Annotated in this window: 16 protein-coding genes and 1 pseudogene; 12 read left to right on the top strand and 5 right to left on the bottom strand. The window is 59.8% G+C overall.

Annotated features, from left to right (window positions below; all coding sequences use genetic code 11):
- Positions 1 to 45 precede the first annotated feature (45 nt).
- From ONR75_RS25160 to ONR75_RS25210, 12 genes and pseudogenes are all read left to right on the top strand, one after another.
- Positions 46 to 2,079 (top strand): glycosyltransferase family 39 protein, encoded by a 2,034-nt coding sequence (locus ONR75_RS25160; protein WP_265079647.1) that lies wholly within the window; start codon positions 46 to 48, stop codon positions 2,077 to 2,079.
- Positions 2,080 to 2,095: 16 nt separating this feature from the next.
- Positions 2,096 to 3,118 carry a class I SAM-dependent methyltransferase gene (locus ONR75_RS25165; protein ID WP_265079648.1) on the top strand — a complete coding sequence of 341 codons (1,023 nt, stop codon included), beginning with the start codon at positions 2,096 to 2,098 and terminating at the stop codon, positions 3,116 to 3,118.
- Positions 3,119 to 3,178: 60 nt separating this feature from the next.
- A complete protein-coding gene (locus ONR75_RS25170; protein ID WP_265079649.1) occupies positions 3,179 to 4,111 on the top strand; it encodes a lysylphosphatidylglycerol synthase transmembrane domain-containing protein in 933 nt (310 codons plus the stop codon).
- A 199-nt stretch (positions 4,112 to 4,310) separates the two neighbouring features.
- Positions 4,311 to 5,288: a glycosyltransferase family 2 protein gene (locus tag ONR75_RS25175; protein ID WP_265079650.1), complete on the top strand. Its 978-nt coding sequence runs from the start codon at positions 4,311 to 4,313 to the stop codon at positions 5,286 to 5,288.
- Between the two features lies 1 nt (position 5,289).
- A complete protein-coding gene (asnB, locus tag ONR75_RS25180) occupies positions 5,290 to 7,134 on the top strand; it encodes an asparagine synthase (glutamine-hydrolyzing) (protein WP_265079651.1) in 1,845 nt (614 codons plus the stop codon).
- Positions 7,135 to 7,173: 39 nt separating this feature from the next.
- Positions 7,174 to 8,229 carry a hypothetical protein gene (locus ONR75_RS25185; RefSeq protein WP_265079652.1) on the top strand — a complete coding sequence of 352 codons (1,056 nt, stop codon included), beginning with the start codon at positions 7,174 to 7,176 and terminating at the stop codon, positions 8,227 to 8,229.
- A gap of 92 nt (positions 8,230 to 8,321) precedes the next feature.
- A complete protein-coding gene (locus ONR75_RS25190; protein WP_265079653.1) occupies positions 8,322 to 9,170 on the top strand; it encodes an NAD-dependent epimerase/dehydratase family protein in 849 nt (282 codons plus the stop codon).
- Positions 9,171 to 9,213: 43 nt separating this feature from the next.
- Positions 9,214 to 9,621: a hypothetical protein gene (locus ONR75_RS25195; RefSeq protein WP_265079654.1), complete on the top strand. Its 408-nt coding sequence runs from the start codon at positions 9,214 to 9,216 to the stop codon at positions 9,619 to 9,621.
- Positions 9,618 to 11,033 (top strand): FAD-binding protein, encoded by a 1,416-nt coding sequence (locus ONR75_RS25200; RefSeq protein WP_265079655.1) that lies wholly within the window; start codon positions 9,618 to 9,620, stop codon positions 11,031 to 11,033. The genes ONR75_RS25195 and ONR75_RS25200 overlap by 4 nt, the downstream gene beginning before the upstream one ends.
- Positions 11,030 to 11,212: a hypothetical protein gene (locus ONR75_RS32955; RefSeq protein ID WP_413776385.1), complete on the top strand. Its 183-nt coding sequence runs from the start codon at positions 11,030 to 11,032 to the stop codon at positions 11,210 to 11,212. The genes ONR75_RS25200 and ONR75_RS32955 overlap by 4 nt, the downstream gene beginning before the upstream one ends.
- Before the next feature lie 226 nt (positions 11,213 to 11,438).
- A pseudogene (locus ONR75_RS32960) lies at positions 11,439 to 11,882 on the top strand (class I SAM-dependent methyltransferase); the annotation flags it as partial.
- A gap of 92 nt (positions 11,883 to 11,974) precedes the next feature.
- Complete coding sequence (locus tag ONR75_RS25210; protein WP_265079657.1) at positions 11,975 to 14,215, top strand: hypothetical protein; 2,241 nt, start codon at positions 11,975 to 11,977, stop codon at positions 14,213 to 14,215.
- A 72-nt stretch (positions 14,216 to 14,287) separates the two neighbouring features.
- Here the strand turns inward: ONR75_RS25210 and ONR75_RS25215 are convergent, their stop codons facing one another.
- The 5 genes from ONR75_RS25215 to ONR75_RS25235 form a co-directional block, all read right to left on the bottom strand.
- Positions 14,288 to 16,198 carry a glycosyltransferase gene (locus ONR75_RS25215; protein ID WP_265079658.1) on the bottom strand — a complete coding sequence of 637 codons (1,911 nt, stop codon included), beginning with the start codon at positions 16,196 to 16,198 and terminating at the stop codon, positions 14,288 to 14,290.
- 79 nt (positions 16,199 to 16,277) lie between these two features.
- Entirely contained in the window at positions 16,278 to 17,309 is a 1,032-nt protein-coding gene (locus tag ONR75_RS25220) for a class I SAM-dependent methyltransferase (RefSeq protein ID WP_265079659.1), read from the bottom strand.
- Positions 17,310 to 17,425: 116 nt separating this feature from the next.
- A complete protein-coding gene (locus ONR75_RS25225; protein WP_265079660.1) occupies positions 17,426 to 18,397 on the bottom strand; it encodes an NAD-dependent epimerase/dehydratase family protein in 972 nt (323 codons plus the stop codon).
- Between the two features lie 8 nt (positions 18,398 to 18,405).
- Positions 18,406 to 19,395, bottom strand: coding sequence for a GDP-mannose 4,6-dehydratase (gmd, locus tag ONR75_RS25230; protein WP_265079661.1), 990 nt, complete (start codon positions 19,393 to 19,395; stop codon positions 18,406 to 18,408).
- A 201-nt stretch (positions 19,396 to 19,596) separates the two neighbouring features.
- Positions 19,597 to 19,797, bottom strand: a complete 201-nt coding sequence (locus ONR75_RS25235; RefSeq protein WP_265079662.1) for a hypothetical protein — start codon at positions 19,795 to 19,797, stop codon at positions 19,597 to 19,599.
- Positions 19,798 to 19,802: the final 5 nt, after the last annotated feature.

Below are 19,802 nucleotides of genomic sequence, written 5' to 3' on the forward strand. Positions count from 1 at the left end.
TGATTGGTTACGGGACGACCACGGCCGGCATGGTTTCCGGCCCAGATGTCAACCGATCGTCCGAGAAGATCGAACCATCACGATGCGCCCATCATCTCCCCGGACGAACCGACGGCTGCCAGCAAGCGTCAATCGAGCTACCTAGAGTTGTCGTTCTTGGCGGCCGTCGTCGTTTTTGCATTCATCTACTATCGTGACGCCTACCGTCTTGGTTTCGACTGGGGCGACATGGGGTCGTACGCCCAATACGTCCGCGAATTGACCCTCGGTGCGAAATTCGGCGATGTCCTTGGATACGGCCCGCTTTGGTATTTTCTGGGCGTCGGCGTGTTCCACCTCTGGGGCGCCGATTTCGGCGCCGTGCTGATCGTTTTTCAGGGCGTTATCTTCGTGTCCGCATGCATGATCTGGCTCGCCGCGCGCGAAGCATCCGGTAGTGCCGTTGCTGCGGGCGTCGCCCTGCTCTGCGTGATTTGCGTGCCGCCGTTCTATGCCTCTTCGATCCGCATGCTCAGCCTGGCGCTGTTTGCCTACCCCCTCATCTGTTTTGCTAAGGCGGAGCGCGGGCGGGACTTCTGGCCCCTTGCCGCAACTGCCGCAGCGATCGGCGTCAATTTCGCACTTCGACCCGATTTCGGTTACCTGTACACGGCTGCGCTGGGCATCATGCTGCTCCTTAGGACGTGGCAGACTCAAGGCAGATTGGGGCCACGTTTCGGTTATCTCCTGCAGATGGCCGGCCTCAGCGCCGCGTTCATTCTGGTCGCGCTGGCGCCGATGATTCTGCATGCAGCTTTAGAGGGTTACCTGCAGCCTTTCCTGGCCGACCTTTTCAGCTACCCCGCGCGGCTGCTGTTCTTTCTTCACCATGCAGGCGGGCTGGACGATGTCTTCCGGGATTCCGGGCAGCGTAGCGCCTCCTTTCTCCGGATCCTGCCGTTCAGTGCGCTGCTTCATGGCACGGTCGCCGAGCGCATTTTTGCGTTCCTGATTTACTCGACCTTGACGCTGCTGATCGTCTTTGGTCTGAATCTTGCGTACCGGCTGATCGCGACCCCCGAGCGCGCGGGCGACAACAGGCTTTGGCTGGCGATCCTGATGATCTCGGCGACCCAATGGCCGGGCTTCGCGCTTTTCAGGCCTGACTGGGTCCATTTTATCAGTTTCATGCACGCCTACTTGATCCTGGCGGCCTGCGTGGCGGTGTGGATGATTCCGGCCCTTGCTTCTGCGTCCTCGGCGAAGTGGCTGGTACGGACCGCCGTGTTTGCTCTTGTCGCGGCCCAAATCGGTCTGTTCGTGTTCTATGGCGTCTTCAGGGACGCCAGCGGATGGGGCGTCAAACAGGCCCACCGCGGCGCGGTTTTTACCGCTCAGAATGGTGTTCGGCAGCTGGTTTCGGCGGATGAAAGGCGGCTATACACGGACATTTCCGAACTGATCGAGCAGAATTCGAAGCCAGGAGATCGCATCGTCTGCGTTCCCTATTGTGCGGGCTTCGCCTTTATGACGAACCGCAGAATCCTGTTCAGGGAACACTACGTTGACGACGGCACTCTGTTATATTTTCCAGACTGGATCGACCGAGCGATTGCCTTAACAAAAGAATCGCAACCTCCGGTTGTGATTGTGCTGGACTGGGCGCCGAATGGCACTCCGGAGTCCCGGTTCGACGTCTGGGCAGCGCCTTATATGAATTACGTGAAGCAGACCTACGCCCGCTCCATCCCGTTTGGCATGGGGACGGCCTGGATCCGGGACCCGCTTCCGGCCCATCAGGAACGTCTTGAATCGGTGGTGGGCTACGGACCTGAGGGGACGGTATCCAGCGCGCCCTTCAATGTTCAGCCGAACGGAGAATCTGCGCTTTGGATGAAGTTATCCGGTTCTGCCGGACTAGGCTCCGCCATTCTGTTCGATGATCGCCCCCTGAAGACATTTGTCGATGGCGTGGTGGTGACCGCCCTTGTCCCCAAAGAAATGCTGGCGGTGCCAGGGCGCCATTGGCTGAGAGTGGTCAACACAGCGACCGGCATGCGTACCAATTCGGTGCCTTTTGACATCGGGGCCCCTCCGTAACGTCGCCAGATGGCGGATGTCCGGTGCCAGCCTTAAAAGCGCACGGGCGCAGCACGCAGGACCGGTTTGTACAGCGCTCCACCGGGAAAACATCCTGCCCGTGCATCGACAAGCCGCACGTACCGGACTATTGAGCGCTGTTGATGTGAAGGAAGTTCGCAAAATGACCACAGCTGTTCCGGATATTTTCGTCAAGGATATCGAGGCTTTCCTGCACGACACCGAGACGTCGAAATTCTGCAAGACGCCAATTGATCGGCTTGCGCGCGAGTTCCTGTCGATCGAGCGTAGCGCGGAGCAGGTCCGGGAGTTGAGCCGCTTTGCGGCAATCACCCCGACATCTCGCGTCCTTGAAGTCGGCTCGGGCTTCGGCACCTTTGTGTACCATTGCCGCTCCAACAACATTTGCGAATGTCACGGCCTCGAGCCGGGCTTGCCGCCCTACGCCGCCACGCTGGATATTTCAAGACGCCTTCTGGATACGGCAGGAATCCCGAGCACCGTGATCGAGGAAGGCATCGGCGAGGCGATGCCTTACACAGATGCGAGCTTCGATGCGATCTATTCGGTATCCTGTCTGGAGCATACACAGGACCCGAAGGCCGTGCTGTCCGAAATCAGCCGCGTTCTGAAGCCGGGCGGCGTGGCAGTGATCAACTTCCCCAATTACGGATCCTGGTGGGAAGGTCACTACAACTTCTTCATGATTCCACACACACCCAAATGGCTGTTCAAGATCATTGCCCGAATGCGCGGCCGCTCGCCGGACTTCGCCGATACCTTGCAGTTCATCACTTACGGAAAGCTGATGGACTGGCTGGCGCCTCTCAAAGACAAAGTCGAGATCGTATCGACCGGCCAGGAGATTTTCCGCGAGCGCATCAACAGCTTGCAGTTCTCCGACTGGAACGGCGTCGGCGCCGTCAAGCAAGGCGTGCGCCTGCTCAAGCGCCTGCATCTCGACCAACTCCTTATCAACATCGGCATCAAGCTCCACTGGGAGACGCCGTTCGTGCTGGTACTCCGCCGGAAAGCGTGACCCTGCCGACCTTGCCGTCTTCCATACGTCGCTATCAGTTCAAATGCCGAGCGAAGACAAATGCGTTTCATCCGCAGTCCGATCGTCAAGGTTTTTACGACTATCGGTCTCCTTGCGCTGATCGCCCTGAAGGTCGATTTCGTCGATGCATTCGGTAGATTGATCGCGTTGCCTCCACTATCTGCGATCGCCGTTACCGTCATATCTTTCCTTGTTCTGCTGATCCAAGCCTATAAGACAAAGATCCTTCTTCCCGAAAAATCGGCCTGGCCAATCCTTCGAATAGGTATAATCTCTCAGATCTACAGCGTTTTGTTCTTTGGGCAGGTCGGCGGGGACATCGCCAGAGCTGGATACCTGGCGCCGGGTTCGGGCGGTGTGCACCGAGTTGTCGCGGCCGTTCTGTTCGACAGGATTACCGGACTTGTCGCCCTTCTAGCGCTTGGCCTGCTCGGACTAGCCATGAATGCGGAGCATTTTGACCCCGTGCTCGCGCCAACGCTGGCATTTTTGATGCTATTCCTGCTCGCGACTATCTTGCTGGGAGTCGTGATCAGAGGGTCATATGCGGCGCGTTTATCCGCGTGGGTTCCGACCCGCCTTGGCAGTCACTTAGATAACACCCTTCGGGCGATACGCGTATTTTCATCGAGCCCTCGAACGCTCCTGGCATCGATCGCGATGGGGATTCTGTTCCAGGGCATCATGATCGTTAACTGCGCTTGGCTTGGATCGTGCCTGGGAATCGACCTTCCTCTAGCAGCATGGGCCGTCGTTATCTGTGCAGTTTCGCTGGTGTTGCTCCTGCCCATTTCAATCGGCGGGATCGGCCTGCGCGATGTCACGCTCGTAGGCCTGCTGAGCAGCTCCGGTGTCGCGACCGAACGGGCTTTGGCCCTGTCATTCGCCATGCTTGGCATCCAGCTTGTTATGGCAGCCGTAGGGGGAACCCTTCTCCTCTTATCGCAGCCAGAGCGTTTTGCAGACCAGTGAGAAACGACTTCCTAGCCAAACGCATCGAAGCAGACGGATTTCAATCCTCCTGTCACCGACCGGCTTCCGCACTATGCTTGCAATCGCCCAATCAGTCTTCTAATAGCGTTCCATCATGCAAGCAGAGCCCAATTCTCACGATATTATCGCGACTACGGACGAACTGCCGTCGGAGGGCCATGGAGGGCAGACCGACTCGATGATATCCGTCGTGATCCCCATGTATAACGAGGCCGAAAGCGTCGCCGCGCTGTGCGGGCAGGTGAACGATGCCCTTGCAACCGCTCCGTGGTCCTGGGAGGTGGTGTTCGTCAATGACGGCAGCAGCGACGCTACCGTCGAGAAGCTGACGGAACAGGTGCGGCGTTTCCCCGATCGCTTCCTGCTCGTCGACCTGCAGCGCAATTTCGGCCAGACCGCTGCTTTGATGGCCGGCATTGACCACGCCCGCGGTGACATCATCGTCCCGATGGACGGTGACCTGCAGAATGATCCCAAGGATATCGCACGGCTCGTTGCCAAGATCGGCGAGGGCTTCGATGTAGTCTCCGGCTGGCGCCGCAACCGCCAGGACGCCAGCCTTCGCCGCGTGTTGCCGAGCCGGATCGCCAACAAGTTGATCTCGGTTATTTCCGGAGTTCACCTGCACGATTATGGCTGCTCGCTGAAGGCCTACCGCCGCGACGTGCTCGTGGGCTTTCGGCTGTACGGCGAAATGCACCGTTTTGTGCCGATCTTCGCACGCTGGCAGGGCGCCAGGATCACCGAGATGGTGGTCGATCATCACCCGCGCCAGTTCGGGACCTCGAAATACGGCCTTGAACGCATCTTCAAAGTCCTGCTCGACCTGCTGCTGGTCAAGTTCCTAACCCAATATGAAACCAAGCCGATCTACGTCTTCGGTGGCGTGGGAGCAATGTTCTTTGGATTGAGCGGCATCGCAACGATTTACGCGTTTTTTCTCAAGTTCTTTAATCATATTTCCTTCATTCAGACGCCATTGCCGCTAATGGTTATGTTTGGCACCATGACCGGTATCATGTGCATCCTGCTGGGCTTAATTGCCGAGGTTCTCGTTCGCATCTATTTCGAGTCCCAGGGCAAGACGCAGTATACGGTTCGCAAGGTGGTCCGTCAGAACGGCGACGCGCCTGCGGACGGCAAGGGAGCCGCCTGAAATGTGCGGCATCGCCGGCTTCATAGGCCGCGGGGATGAAGCTGTTCTCACGGCGATGACCGATGCCCTGGCTCATCGCGGGCCGGACGGCGAAGGCCGCTTCGTCGATCGCGATCAGGCTGTTTATCTCGGCCACCGTCGATTGGCGGTCATTGATATCGAACTTGGCCGGCAGCCGATGTGGAATGAAGACGGCCGCGTCGGCGTCGTCTTCAACGGCATGATTTACAACCACGCAGCGCTGCGAACAGAATTGTTGGCGCGCGGCCACGTCTTCCGCAGTGACCACAGCGACACAGAAGTGCTGGTGCATGGTTGGGAAGAATGGGGCCTCGATCTGCTGGGGCGGCTGAACGGCATGTTCGCCTTCGCCCTGCTGGACCGCCGCACCTCACGCCTGATCTTGGCGCGCGACCGTTTCGGCGAAAAGCCGCTGTTCTATGGCAGCGGCCCCGGCGGGATCGTCTTCGCCTCCGAGCTTTCCGCGATCCTCTCGCACCCTAGCTATCGCGCCGCGCCGATGGATCCGGCTGCCATTCGCAAATACCTGGCCTATGGGTTCTTCCCGGCGCCGCTGACGCCGTACAGGTCGATCGCCAAGCTGCCGCAAGGCCACGCGCTTGAAATCGACATACGGACGCAAGAAACCCACCAGCACCGCTACTGGCGCTTCGCCATCGAGGCCGATCCCGCGCCGGTGAGTAATCCCGATGGCCTAGCCGAGGAACTCGACGGCCTGCTGACGAAGGCCGTGGCGCTGCGGCTCGACAGCGACCGGCCGCTCGGCATCTTCCTGTCCGGCGGACTCGACAGCAGTACGATCCTGAGTCACGCGGCCCAACTGCGGCCGCCCGCCAGCATCGAAAGTTTTGCGATCGGTTTCAACGAGGAAAGCTTCGACGAGTCGGTCTATGCCGCGCAGATGGCCGAACATGTCGGCTCGAACCACCGCACCGAGATGTGCGATCTCGAAACCGCCAAGGCGCTACTGACCGACCTTCCCTCGATCATCGACGAACCGCTCGGCGACAGCTCCATCCTGCCGACCTACCTACTGTGCAAGTTCGCCAAACGTCACGTTACCGTCGCGCTGTCGGGCGATGGCGGCGACGAATTGTTCGCGGGCTACGACCCCTTCAGGGTGCTCGCCAAGGCTGACCTCTACCACCGCTTGGTGCCGCGGCCGGTGCATGCTGCTGTGGCGGCAATGGCCGCGCGTATGCCGCCATCGGATCGCAACATGAGCCTCGACTTCAAGCTCAACCGCGGCCTGCGCGGCCTCGGCCTGCGGGCAGCTTTATGGAACCCGGTGTGGCTTGGGCCTGCATCGCCTTCCGATATTGCGGACCTGGTGTCGCAGCCCGTTGATGTCGAGGAGCTTTACAGCGAAGCCATCAGCGCATGGGATAAATCGGCAAGCCCGGGCCTCGTCGACCGGACACTTGAATTCTACACCAATTTCTACCTCGCCGACGATATCATGGTAAAGAGCGACCGCGCCGGGATGCGCAACAGCCTCGAGGTGCGCGCGCCCTTCCTTGATAACGATGTGACGGACTTTGCTCGCCGTCTGCCCGCCTCGGTTAAACTACGTGGCAACGTCACAAAGTGGGTTCTTCGGCAGTCGGCGGCACGACGTCTGCCCACTAACCTGCTTGAACGCCGCAAGAAGGGCTTCGGCATTCCGCTGGCCCGCTGGCTGCGCGACATGCCCGAAGCGGTGCTCGGACAGCCGCACATGCTGAATGCCGACACGCTGCACCGCTTTTGGCAGGAACATCACGATCGCAAGCGGGACCACCGCGGCGCGCTGTGGTGCGCGCTGACCTTGCAACAGAGCCGCTAGCATATTGCCTGACGAATTTTTCAGGTCGGGAGACGGATCTTGCAAAAAAACGTTTGCTTCATCATCGATCATCTCGGCGTCGGCGGCGTGCAGGAATTCATCCTGAATTACTGCACGTTCGTACGCGACAACCGCCGTGTCACCGTCGTTTCCATCTTCGAGAACGACCTCTATTCGGAACGCTTGCGCGCGGCCGGGGCCGAGGTGATTTTCCTGACCGAAAGGCGACACAGTTACGCCGCTGTCCTCGATCCGCGTTCGTTTTACGCCTTCTACCGCTACTATCGCGACAACGGCCGGCGCTTTGGCGCCATCCATCTGAAGCTATTCGCTGCATTTGCCTATTCGTCGATGATGTTCCTGTGGCGTTCGCCAAAGGTCAGCGCCGGGCTGGACTGCAGCCGCAACCAGCTTCCCTTCCCCATCCAAGCGTTGTTCTGGGCTTTCGCACGGCGCTACAGGCGTTTTTATCTCTCGGCCCTAGTATGGAACGAATATACCGCTTTCGGCCTTCGTCAGTCTCGTCTGCGCAACCAGATCTATCCTGTCACGCGCCGGCATAGCGACATGCCGAAGACCTATCCGGCGCGGTTCTCCTTCCTGTCGGCCGGTCGCGGCATTCCTCAGAAAGGACATGCAGAGGCGGTCGCGCTGTTCCAATTGATACAACCTCTGCTAGAGGGTGACGGGTGCCTGTCCATTCTCGGTGAGGGCCCCGCTGTCGATGCGATCAAGATCGCTTATCCGGAGGGCGACGGCGGCAACATCGCGTTTCCGGGCTCTGTCACCAATTACGACGATTGGCTGATAGGCGCTTCCTGCGTCATCCGCATGTCGATCGGCGAAGACACCAATTCGGTGATCCGCGAGGCACTTCTCGCCGGAAAGCTTGTAGCGACCACCCTCGAGGGGCCCGGCTGCAGGGATCTGGCAGAACGAGGGCTTGTTGTCGCCATTGACCGCAACGACCTGCCCGGCAGCGCAGCCAGGCTCGCTGCCGCCGTCCGTGGCGTGACCGCCGAGAAGAGTGCCGCACTCCGACTGGCGTCGGAACAGCTTTGGTCGGACGAGGAAGCATTCAGCGTCTATGACTGAGACGGCTGGGCCGACCAGGGTCCGCAAGATTGTGCGCCCGTTTGGCTCATTGCTGTGCTAAGCGCATCCGGCCAACGCGGAAACCAGTGAAGATGACCGTTCAAGCGTCGCCCCGGAAGGGCGGCATCGCGCTCACCGGGGCGACCGGGTATATTGGCCGGGCCACCGTTCAGGCAGCCCTGTCTAGGGGGTATGGCGTCGTCGCCTTCGGCCGCCGGCCCCTGGATGTTCCCGGCGTTGGATTTCAACACTACGACCTGAAGGATGAGGGTGCTCTCGGCATCCCGCCCGGATGCGTCGCGATCCTGCATCTCGCCGCAGATACCCACGCTGGAAGCCGTGCGGATATCGACATGGAAATGAAGGCAGCGATCCGGATCGTTGGCGCGGCCCGTGAATACGGCCTGCCGCTGGTCTTCGTGTCGAGCCAGACGGCCGCTCCTGACGCGGCGACCGACTATGGGCGCGCGAAGTGGTACATCGAGCAAATCGTCTTGGAAGCATCCGGCTGCATCGTGCGGCCCGGCCTCGTCTATGGCGGCGAAGCGCGAGGGCTGTTCGGCCAGCTATCCGGGCTGGTGAAAACCCTGCCCGTGCTGCCGTCGTTTCTGCCGGCGCCCGTGGTACAGCCCATTCACGTCAACGATCTCGCCGCAGGCCTCGTCCAGACGGTCGAGCAACGCAGCGCCGGCGTCATCAGCCTGGCGCAGGACAACGCCGTCAGCTTCACCCGTTTCCTGCGCATCGTGGCCAGCGACCGCATGCGGAGGCCTAGGATTTTCGTGCCGTTTCCAGCCTTCGTGCTGTCCCTGATCGCCCCCATCGCAGCCGCCGTCCCGGGTACGCCCGATCTCGGCCGCATCCGGTCGCTATATGCTATGAATGAGATGCGCACGGCCGCGGATCTGCAAAAACTCGGGATCAGAACTCCGCAGCCTTGACGACGGCATGCACCGCAGCGGCTGCGGTCGCCGGCGACGCCAGTTGCGCGAAGCAAAAGCCTTGCTGACCTATGTTCTCCGGCAGGTACCGCCCTCCTCGATGCTGCGCCGCTACGTCCATGCGATCGACGCGCTATACGGAGCCGACGAGCCGCTCAGATTTCCTGCAGTTGTCGAACGATTTCCCATGTTGCTCGCCGCCTACGAGCGGGCGGCCGGCAATCAGAAGAATTCGAAATTCAGATCCCGGCTATCCTGCGCCATCCTAATCGCAGAGGCGTCGCCGCTGGGCGCGCAGCGTTTCATGTCCGATCACGCAATGCACCCCATCGCGGCGCTCTTCGGGTTGGCTTGGGCGGTGGCGCAGGACAGCGTCATCCGAATCGCGTGCCTGGCGCTGGCACTGCCGCTGTCGGCCGCGCTCAAGGCCGCTGAGCGGCATCCGCAATGACGGAAAGCTACGACGCCATCATTATCGGTTCGGGTCCGGCCGGCGTGTCAGCCGCCTTTCCGCTGCTGGATCGCGGCCTGCGCGTGCTGATGATCGACGGCGACCTCGCCAGTTCAGCGATTGTGCCGACCGCGAGCTATTCGGAAACGCGCCGAGCCGATCCGGACCAGTGGCGCTGGATGCTAGGCGACGATTTTCATGCGATGAAAGCGCGCGCGCTTTCATCGCCGAAATTCCGCGTCCCGGCACTAGCCGGTGTATTCTCGGATTTTCTACATGAAAATCGCATCCACACCGACAATTTTACGGCGATCGGTTCGCTTGCGACGGGTGGCCTTTCCAACGCGTGGGGCTGCGGCGTCTCGCGTTTCAGCGGCAATGATCTCGCCGCGTTTCCATTTCCTGCCCACGAGATGCTGCCATCCTATGAGCGTGTAGCACGACGCATTGGCGTTAGCGGGCGCAACGACGACGACCTCAGCGACTTCTTCGGCCTTGATGAATGGGCCCAGCGGCCTATCGCGCTCGATCTATTGCACAGCGGCATTCTCGCTCGCTATGAGGGCCGTCGCGCCAAATTCCGGCAGCTCAACATCCGGATGGGCCGCCCACGAATGGCAGCACTCGCCGATGATCTGGCCGGGCGGAAGGCTTGCGACCTTTCCAGCAATTGTCTCTGGGGCTGCTCCCGTGAGGCCCTCTACAATGCCCGCTTCGATATGGCCGAGCTAAAGGGCAAACCGACTCTCCGGCACCTGGGTGGCACGGTCGCCGACCGCCTTGCCAAGCAGGGCGACGAGTGGATCGTGCATGTTCATGACCGACTGTCTGGTGCGGCGTTCGAAGTCCGCAGTAAGACCATCCTCCTCGCCGCGGGCTGCATCGCCAGCGCCCGCTTCGTGCTGGACCATCTCGACCTGGTCGGCAAACCCGTGCAGTTCTTTTCCAACCCCACCGCTGCCTTTCTGGCGTGGATCCCCGCTGCGCTAGGCGCCTCGCAGCAGGACGGCTTTGCCAGTTCGCAATTGGCGATGGCGTTCACCTCCAATGAAGGCGAGGATATCGCCTATGCAGGGCTGTTCTCCACGCAAGGACTTCCGGTCAGCGAATTCCTCGATTTTCTACCGCTGGCGAAACGGTACGGCATCGACGTCATGCGGCACTTGCTCCCGTCGTGCGTGGTTGGCAACGTGTTCTTTCCCGGCTCGCTGTCCGAGCACCAGCTTACCATCGCGGAAGACCGCAGCCTGCATGTCCGAGGCAGGTTCTCCGCCGACCTCGATACCGCGTTCCAGACGGTTAGCCAAAGCCTCGGCAAGGCGATGTGGGCCGTCGGCGGCGTCGTGCCGCCCGGCGCGTGCATCCTGAGTCCCCCGGCACGGACGTGCATTATGCGGGCTCACTACCAATGAAGGCCCGACCTGAACCCGGACAATCCGACGCGTTCGGGGAAATCGCCGGCATGCCTGGCGTGTTCTCCATCGACGGCGCCAGTCTCCCAAGCCTGCCGGCCAAATCCCACACTCTGACCATCATGGCAAACGCCGACCGTATCGCGCGTCATCTCGCTGGGCGCACAGTAGGATATTGACCGCGTTGCGTAATTCATGCGGTGTAGCCACCATACACAACGACAGCGATGCCAAATGACGGCCGGAGATAGAATGGACTTTAGGTGTAACGTCTGCGGGCACATGGCCAAGGGGATCGCGATCGAGACCATCGACCGGGAAGTCTCGTCCTGTCCAAAGTGCGGATCTTCAGTCCGCTTCCGCAGCATTGTTCATCTGCTCAGCCTCAGCCTGTTCGGCAGGTCGATGGCGCTGCCGGACTTTCCGGTGAGCCCACAGATCACCGGCGTCGGGCTTTCCGATTGGGACGGCTACGCCGTGCCGCTGGCCGACAAACTCGACTATACCAACACCTACTATCACCAGGAGCCGTTCTTCGACATTTGCAAGCCGGTGGGCGATCGCGATGCGAGCTGCGACTTCCTGATTTCCACCGAGGTCTTCGAGCACGTGCCACCGCCGGCACAGATCGCTTTTCAGCATGCGCTCGACGTCCTCAAGCCCGGCGGCGTGCTGATCCTGACCGTTCCGTTCACCAACGAAGAACAAACCAGAGAGCATTTCCCGGAACTGCACAATTTCGAGATCGTTCGGTTTGACGATGACTTTGTAATGGTCAACCGCAGCCGGGATGGCCGGCATACTCTTCATGAAAACCTGGTGTTTCATGGCGGCCCAGGCACGACGCTGGAAATGCGCGTGTATAGCCGCGCCGCGCTGCAACGCCATCTCGACGATGCAGGTTTCGTCGATATCCAGTTCTTCGACCAGGACGTGCCGGAATGGGGAATCCTGCACAAACACCCGTGGAGCCTGCCGATCCTGGCCCGGCGTCCGGGCCCGGCGGTCGCCGCGACGGACGGTGTGGCAGCCAAGCCTGCCGCGAAGGCGACGCCGTCTACGACATCGCCGCCCCCTCCGCCGCACCGTCAATGCTCGCACCGAACCGGGCAAGCATGGTCCGCGACATTCCTACCCTCGTCCTCATGGCCTGCGTCGCGCTCGGCATCTTCGGACTCGTTCAATCCAACCTGCTCGCCGAGTCCCTCTGGCAAAAACTTCTGGTTGACCAGACGAAGTATCTGTTCGCGGGTGTCGGCATGCTTGCGACCGCCGCCTGCTTTGCCGCGGCCAGATTCCGGCGCAAGGCTGAAACCGTCCTGGCCCTGTTGCTGCTGGCATTCACCATGATGGTGTGCGGACCGGCCGCGACCTCCGTCGTGCTGTTCTTCCTGCTGTCGTCGTGGTGCCTCGGCATGGTCATCTTGCAGCGCTTCAGAACCCGCCGGGATCCGGCCGATGCCGTGATTGCTGTAGTAACGGGCTGGTCGATCTACGCGATGCTGTTAACAGTGGTCGCATCGATCCCCGTCAACATGGCTGCGACCCACGCGGCCGTACTGGGATTGCCGATTTTGCTGGCCGCCACGATGCCTGCGATTCGCAGTCAGCTTCGGTTGTCGTTGGCCGGAGCATTCGGCCCGCCGGTGAAACCTGGCTACGGAGACGTCGTTCGGAACGCGGGTCTGGTGGTTTGCGTCGTGATCCTGTCAATGCATCTGGCGATGGTCGCGTTACCAGATCGCTTCTTCGACGCGCTGCTGTCGCACCTGTATATTCCGTCTTACATGTCGGCGCATCGCGCCTGGAGCTACGATCCCGGCAACGCCTTTTCGTTCATGCCGAACGCCGCCGACATGCTCTATGCCGACATGTTCATACTGCAGGGCGAAACCGCGGCGCGACTGCTGAACTTTGCCTCATTCTTTTTTACCTGCGTAGCGACGTTCCAAATCATCTCCCGGTTCTGTTCCCGTTCGATATCGGCCTGGACGATTGCACTGCTGGTCTCGATCCCGATGACTTTCATCGAATCATCGACGCTGTTTGTCGAGAACACGGTGGCACTATTCCTGACGACCGCCGTCCTGGCCGTGGTCGTCGCCCGGTTTCGACTCTTGGGGCGCGATCATCTGGCGATCATGCTGCTGCTCGCCGGCGCCACCATGGTCAAACTGCACGGCGCGATCGCCGCGGTCGTGATCGGAGCGATCAGCCTCGCGCTCTGCTTGCGCGGCAGAAGGACGCCGCGGTCGCTCATGACCATCGTGGCCATCACGCTCGCCATCGGCACCGTTGCGCTATGGCCGTATTACTACGCATGGCTGAAGACGGGAAACCCGGTGTTCCCGTTCTACAATCAATTTTTCAAGTCGCCGTTCTTTCCGCTGGTCAACTTTGTCGACGGACGCTGGATAGGCAAGTTCTCGGTGACGTTTCCCTACGATGCGACGTTTGCCACTGGTAATTTTGTGGAGGCGTATAACGGCGCGCTCGGCTTCACGCTGTTTGTGTTTCTGGCCGCCGGCTTTGCCGCGGCGCTGGTGGGACGCAACCGGGTGGTGCTGTTTTGCGGCGGCCTCGGCCTGTTCTTCGTAATCGCCTTTGCCTCGCAGATTCAATATGTGCGTTATCTGCTGATCTTCGTACCGTTGTTGATGGTGCCCGTTGCGCTGGCGATCGAGCACATTCGTAAAGTTCGCTTCATGCCGGTCCCCCTCGCCTGCCTCGTTGCCGCCATCGTTGGGCTTAACTTCTACAAAATGCCGGCTGGCGCAGGCGTGCTTGGCATCTCCGACCTGACAGCCTGTTGCGACGAGAATGCGCGACGTCAACTTGAGTTTTTTCAGGTACCTGATCGCATCGCCAACCGCATTATCAACGAACAAGCCGGCTCCACGTCACGGGTCCTCTATGTCAGTAATCCATTCGGTGCGTTGCTGACCGGCACTGCCATTTACAGTACTTGGCACAATTCGCGCTATGCCGCCGATTTCGCCGCCGTGAAGGATGAACAGGATTTGAAGAAACTGATCGATCGCATCGCGCCGTCCCATGTCATCGTCAACGCTACAGGGGTTACGCCGTTGGAAAAGATTGCCGATGCCTACATGCAGAACAGGGCACGCTTGATCACGCGCGTCGGATGGCTCGCCGTTTACGCATTGGAGGCTCGCCCTTAAGAATCACCGCAAGCCCAATCGTTAGCGGTCGCCCGCCAGTATCTGGCGGACGGCTGCTCCGGCATTTCGGGATCAGGGGGCCGGCCGCTCGTTCTTGCCGTGGCCAAGCGCCGAGAGAACGGATCGTGCCATGCTTTCGCGAGAGTAGAATTCCTGTGCGAATGCCTGCTGGGTGGCGGACTGGGCAATCCAAGCCGAGGCGTCCGTCAACAGGATAGCCAAGGCCTCAGCCTGGCGGGCGACATCGTCGTGAACCGGGACAATGTCCGCAAGGCCCGGTATGCCCTGCGCGCCGATTGACGTGGTCACCATCGGCAGGCCGCGGCTAAGCGCCTCGATCACCTTGCCTTTGACGCCGGCGCCAAATCGAAGCGGAGCCACCGCAACACGGCACTTTCGATAGAGATCTTCCAGCGCGGCCTCGGAAATATAGCCAGTAACTTCCACGTTCGACGCCGACAGAGCCCGGACTTCAGCTGTCGGACGCGAGCCAGCCAGAATGACCTTAACGGAACCGACCTTACGCTCGAGCGCAGGGAGTATCTGATCAACCAAGAACCTGGCAGCATCGACGTTTGGCGCGTGGGCGAAGCCAGCCACGAACAGGAGGGTTCGCTCTATAGGAGGCACCAGCCGCAGCGGATGCTGGTCGAAGGAGAAGGGCACGATCCCGCACGCGACCGTGCCCGGTGACATCTGACGCACTACGGCGGCCTCTTCTTCCGACGGATAGATGACGATGTCGAAGCTGCGCCAGACGTGGCGTTCGAGCCGCTCCATTCTATTCGCCGCGATCTCGCCATCACGACTTCCGTCCAGCTTGGCCTGACGACGCATGCGAGCGAAGTGCAAATCGACGCCGTAGAAACTCCGAACCGCGTCGGTGTTTCCCAGCAAGCAAGGGATGGCGTAGGCGGCGACATCCGGACGAACGACAAGAATGTGGTCCAGTTCTTCGCCGTACTTCCTCATCCAGCTCGTGAGGTCGCCGGGCGAACGGCTATCCAGCACCTCGATGCCCCGCTTTTCGAGCAACGGCGTATATGTCTCGTCGTAACCGCGGCTGTGCGGCCAAAACTTCACCAGCCAGCCCGCATCTACCAGACTGTCGATAATTCCGACGATGCTGCGTGAGCCCGCATCCTGATCGGGTTGCGGAATATAGTGGTCGATGACCAACATGAGCTTGCGCGTGGCTGCCCGGTCCTTGGCTCGGATCACTCGCTCGCCATTGGCAAAATTATTGCGCGTGAGATCGGCGCCCCAACGCTCCACCATTCGCGCCTGATTGACGACCTGGTGAGCCTTTACGCCCTGCTGAAGGTCGGTGCCATGCGACATGCCTTCGTGGTGGATGACCACCGACTGCGGCTCGTAAAGCACCTTCAATCCGCGGGCGCGAATCCGGAAAGCCAGATCGACGTCCTCGTAATAGGCGGGAACAAATGATTCATCGAAACCGCCCAGTTCGGCGAACAAATCACGGCGGACAATTATCGACGCACCGGAGCAGTAATCGACTTCGCGGACATAGTTGAACTCTGGCGCCGCGGGATCCTGACCGCGGCCATAATTCCATCCAGATCCATCCTTCCACATGATTCCACCGGCTTCCTGCAGCTTTCCATCGGGGAATAGCAGCTTTGAGCCAACCAAGCCGACGTGGGCGCTTGATTCCAGCCGATCGACCAAGGCATCGATAGTGTTTGGGCGCAATTCCGTATCGTTGTTCAGAAAGTATAGATATTTTCCCTTGGCTCTCTCGGCGGCGCGGTTGCAGCTGAGCAGAAAGCCGAGATTCGTTTCGTTGCGTGAAAGTTGAATTCCGCTCACGGGTTTGAGCCGGGATGGCTCCACTTCATCCGGAAAAGCATCGTCGATAACTAGGACTTCGATCGGATCGCGTGGTCGATATTCTGCAATCGACGCGAGACAGGCCAGTGTCAGATCTGCCTGGCCATAGGTGGAGATGATGATCGACACCACGGGCTCCGGCGCGCTCGGAACTCGGATGGCCGCGGCATCTGCGGACGAGTAGGTTTTTCCAGATTCAATCAAAACGTCAGACTGGCCACCACGCAGCGTAGCACGAGCTGGCCGGCGCAACGCCGTGAGCACCCGCCAAGCTGATAGCATTATCCAACGGAGCGCTTTTGCGACGAGGGGAAATCGCATAGCGACGCCGCGCAATCGGGATACGATTCTGCACCGCGATGCTGCCCTGCACAACTCGAAGCGCATGCTCGGCGGCATCGGCCCGGGCCGTAAGCGTCTCGATGACTCTTGCGGCGTGGGCTTCCCGTTCTCCTCCTTCAGCCGCCCGCTTGGACGCCTCCTGGAGAAGTATTTCCAGCCTTTGCGCTTTCGCTTCGGCAACCGTGACAACGGTCATCTCGAAATGGTCCGACGCGGCAGCGCCAAGCCGGCTGTAACTATCGCGGATAACATCTGCGGCCGGGCTGCTGGCGGCATCGAATAAATCGCGGACGGCCGGCGGAAACTCATTGCCCATTCCCAGCACGCCAAGACCGTTGCCGTGCAGGAATTCAAAATGCGGATACTTCTGCACCATCTCTGCCCAAAGCTTGTGGACGCCAAAGCCACGTTCGTGGACATTGGTGTCATGAAACAGCACCACCGCATTGGGTTTCAGCTTCGGAATCCACGACTGGAAGTCGTGACTAACATCTTCGAAATAGTGGCGCCCATCGATGTGTAAGAGATCGATCGATCCATCTGCGAAGCTGGGAAGCGCGTCGTCGAAGGTTGATCGTATCATATGCGAGAAGCCTGAATAACGGCTGTCTATGTATTCCTTGAGTTCATCATACACTTCGTCGCTGTAGCGGCCGGCATGCTCGTCTCCTTGCCACGTATCCACGGCAAAGCATTGAGTATCGATGTTCAGCTTTTTGACCGTTTGGCAAAAGGCAGCGAACGAATATCCTTTGTGGGTGCCGAGTTCCACGATCGTTTTTGGTCGATAGGCGTCGATTAACCAGAAGGCGAAGGGGGCGTGCTGGGCCCAACCGGAACCCACACTTGAACGTTCGGGAAGCCAGAATGAACACGGCGAAATCAAATTACCTGACACGCGAAATCCTTTACTCGAACGATTGCCAAAAAATTGGGATCTCTCTCGAAAGCTTTATAGGATCAGCATAGTTTCCGATCAACGTCATAGGTGCGGAAATTACATCTTATGGTAGTTTACACTCGCAATAATAAGCGAGACCGGCAGTCGTTCAGAACGTCCCGAACCGTTGTCTCGAAATCGTATGCCGGACACCAGTCGAGTAGCCGGCGCGCCTTGCTGGCGTCGCCGACAACAACAGCGAGGCCTGAAGACTGCGCTCTCTCCGGATCGGTCTCCACCGCAATACTGGCCTCGGTTTCGGACAATAAGAGCGCCAGAATATCGGATATCTTGCGAGGGATGCCGGAGGCCACATTGAGGATCACGCCAGGCTCCAAGCGGTCACTACGCTGAATGCCCAGGACGTAGGCACCCGCGACGTCGCGGACATCGAGGAAGTCCCGTCGGGACTCGAGATTTCCCACCCGCATGACGGCCGGGGCAAGGCCGGCTTCGATGCGCGCGATCTGCATGGCAAATGCGGGAATGACAAACGCTTCGGTCTGTCCCGGCCCTGTATGATTGAAAGGACGAAACCGAATGCACTTCAGTCCTTTCCTGGCCAGCGCGCCCAGTGCCAGATCGGCCGCCGCTTTTGAAGCACCATATTCATCGCTTGGCGCCAGCAACGTATCTTCGTCTAGCGGCAGTCCGGACCCGGCACTCTCACCATAGACAAGACCTGACCCGACATGCACCAAAACGCACTCTGGCACCGCACTCAATATGGCATTTGCCATGTTGCGGGTAGCGTCGAGGTGAACTTGCCAGCCGACGGTGGGGTCAGCATTGGCGGCCGCGGGGGCAGCGATCGCCGCCAGATTCACGACATGGGTCGGCTGATACTGCGCGACGACCGCGCGCACAGCCTGCGGGTCGGTGACGTCGAGTTCGGCGATCCGTCCGCAAAGCGGATCATCGCGCTGCTGAAGCCCGGTACCAAGAATTGAAATGGCGCCGCCATAAGCCCGGCGCAGAGCGGTGACCAGATGAGGCCCGACAAATCCGCCGGCGCCCGTGATCAGGACCCGATGGGGCGAAGACATTCTGCCGATCACAGATGTTCGTGGAGCTTGAATCGTGCGAGATCGGCTTCCACCATCTCCGCGACCAATTGCTCCAGCGTTGTTTCGGACTTCCAGCCAAGGCGCGCATGGGCCTTTGAAGCATCACCGTGCAGCACATCGACTTCGGCCGCCCGCAGATACTTCGGGTCAATCACCACGTGATCATCCATGTTAAGTCCGACGTGGGAAAACGCCAGCGAACAAAACTCTCGGACCGACGTCGTTCTGCCGGTCGCGATAACGTAATCATCCGGAACGTCCTGCTGCAGCATCAGCCACATGGCCTTAGTATAGTCGCGTGCGTGCCCCCAATCGCGCTTGGCATCGAGATTGCCCAGCGAAAGCGTCTTCTGCTTTCCGAGCTTGATCTGCGCTACGGCTGCCGTAATCTTGCGAGTGACGAACTCGATACCGCGCAGCGGAGATTCATGATTGAAAAGGATACCACTGGAGGCATGCATGCCGAAACTCTCGCGATAGTTCACCGTCATCCAGTGCGCATAAAGTTTTGCCGCGGCATAGGGCGAGCGCGGATAAAATGACGTGGTTTCCGATTGTATCGGTTCCTGGATCAACCCATACATTTCCGAGGAAGAGGCCTGATAGAAACGCGCCTCTGGACAAATGATACGAACCGCTTCCAGCATATTGGCGGCAGCGAGTCCGGTGACATGGCCTGTCAACAGCGGTTGCTGCCAAGAGGACTTGACGAAGGATTGCGCCGCGAGATTGTAGACCTCCGACGGCCGGACGTCGCTGAGAATCCGGATCAGGCTGGAGAGATCGGTCAGATTGCCGTCGTGCAACGTCACCTTGTCATCGACGCCGATCCATTTGAGCCGGGTCGCGATCACATCGGCCGACGCGCTCCGGCGTAACAGGCCGTGCACGGCATAGCCCTTATCGACCAAGAACTTTGCCAGATAGGCTCCGTCCTGGCCCGTGATACCAGTCAAAAATGCAATATTCTCGGTCATAAGCTCAGCTTTGCAACCCGGTCAGCAAACCTGCCGGCGACATTTCAATATCGTTTGTGTCTAAGGTTGTCACCTTGGCATTCCGATCCCAGCCGCCTATTGTCGCAAGAGTATAAATGCAGCGCTGTATTGACGTATCCGGCCGAGCGAGAAGCGCGGGCCGTAGCGACTTTGCAGTCTCCAACAGTCGCCAGCGCTTGGTCAGGAGCCACCCTGCAGCGGCTCGCTGGGAACATTGTAGATATCGTAGGCCACTGCGGCCAGCAGGAGTTGCGAGCCCAGGATGATAGGCAACGACGCCAGCATAACCGTCCCGGCCGGCGTCTCGACGCCATTCATGCCGTTGCCGATCCAGTTGTACATCCCCCAGGTCACGCCGAAACACATCAGCAGGATTCCCACGATGG

Source organism: Rhodopseudomonas sp. P2A-2r (genome assembly GCF_026015985.1).
Lineage (GTDB): Bacteria > Pseudomonadota > Alphaproteobacteria > Rhizobiales > Xanthobacteraceae > Tardiphaga.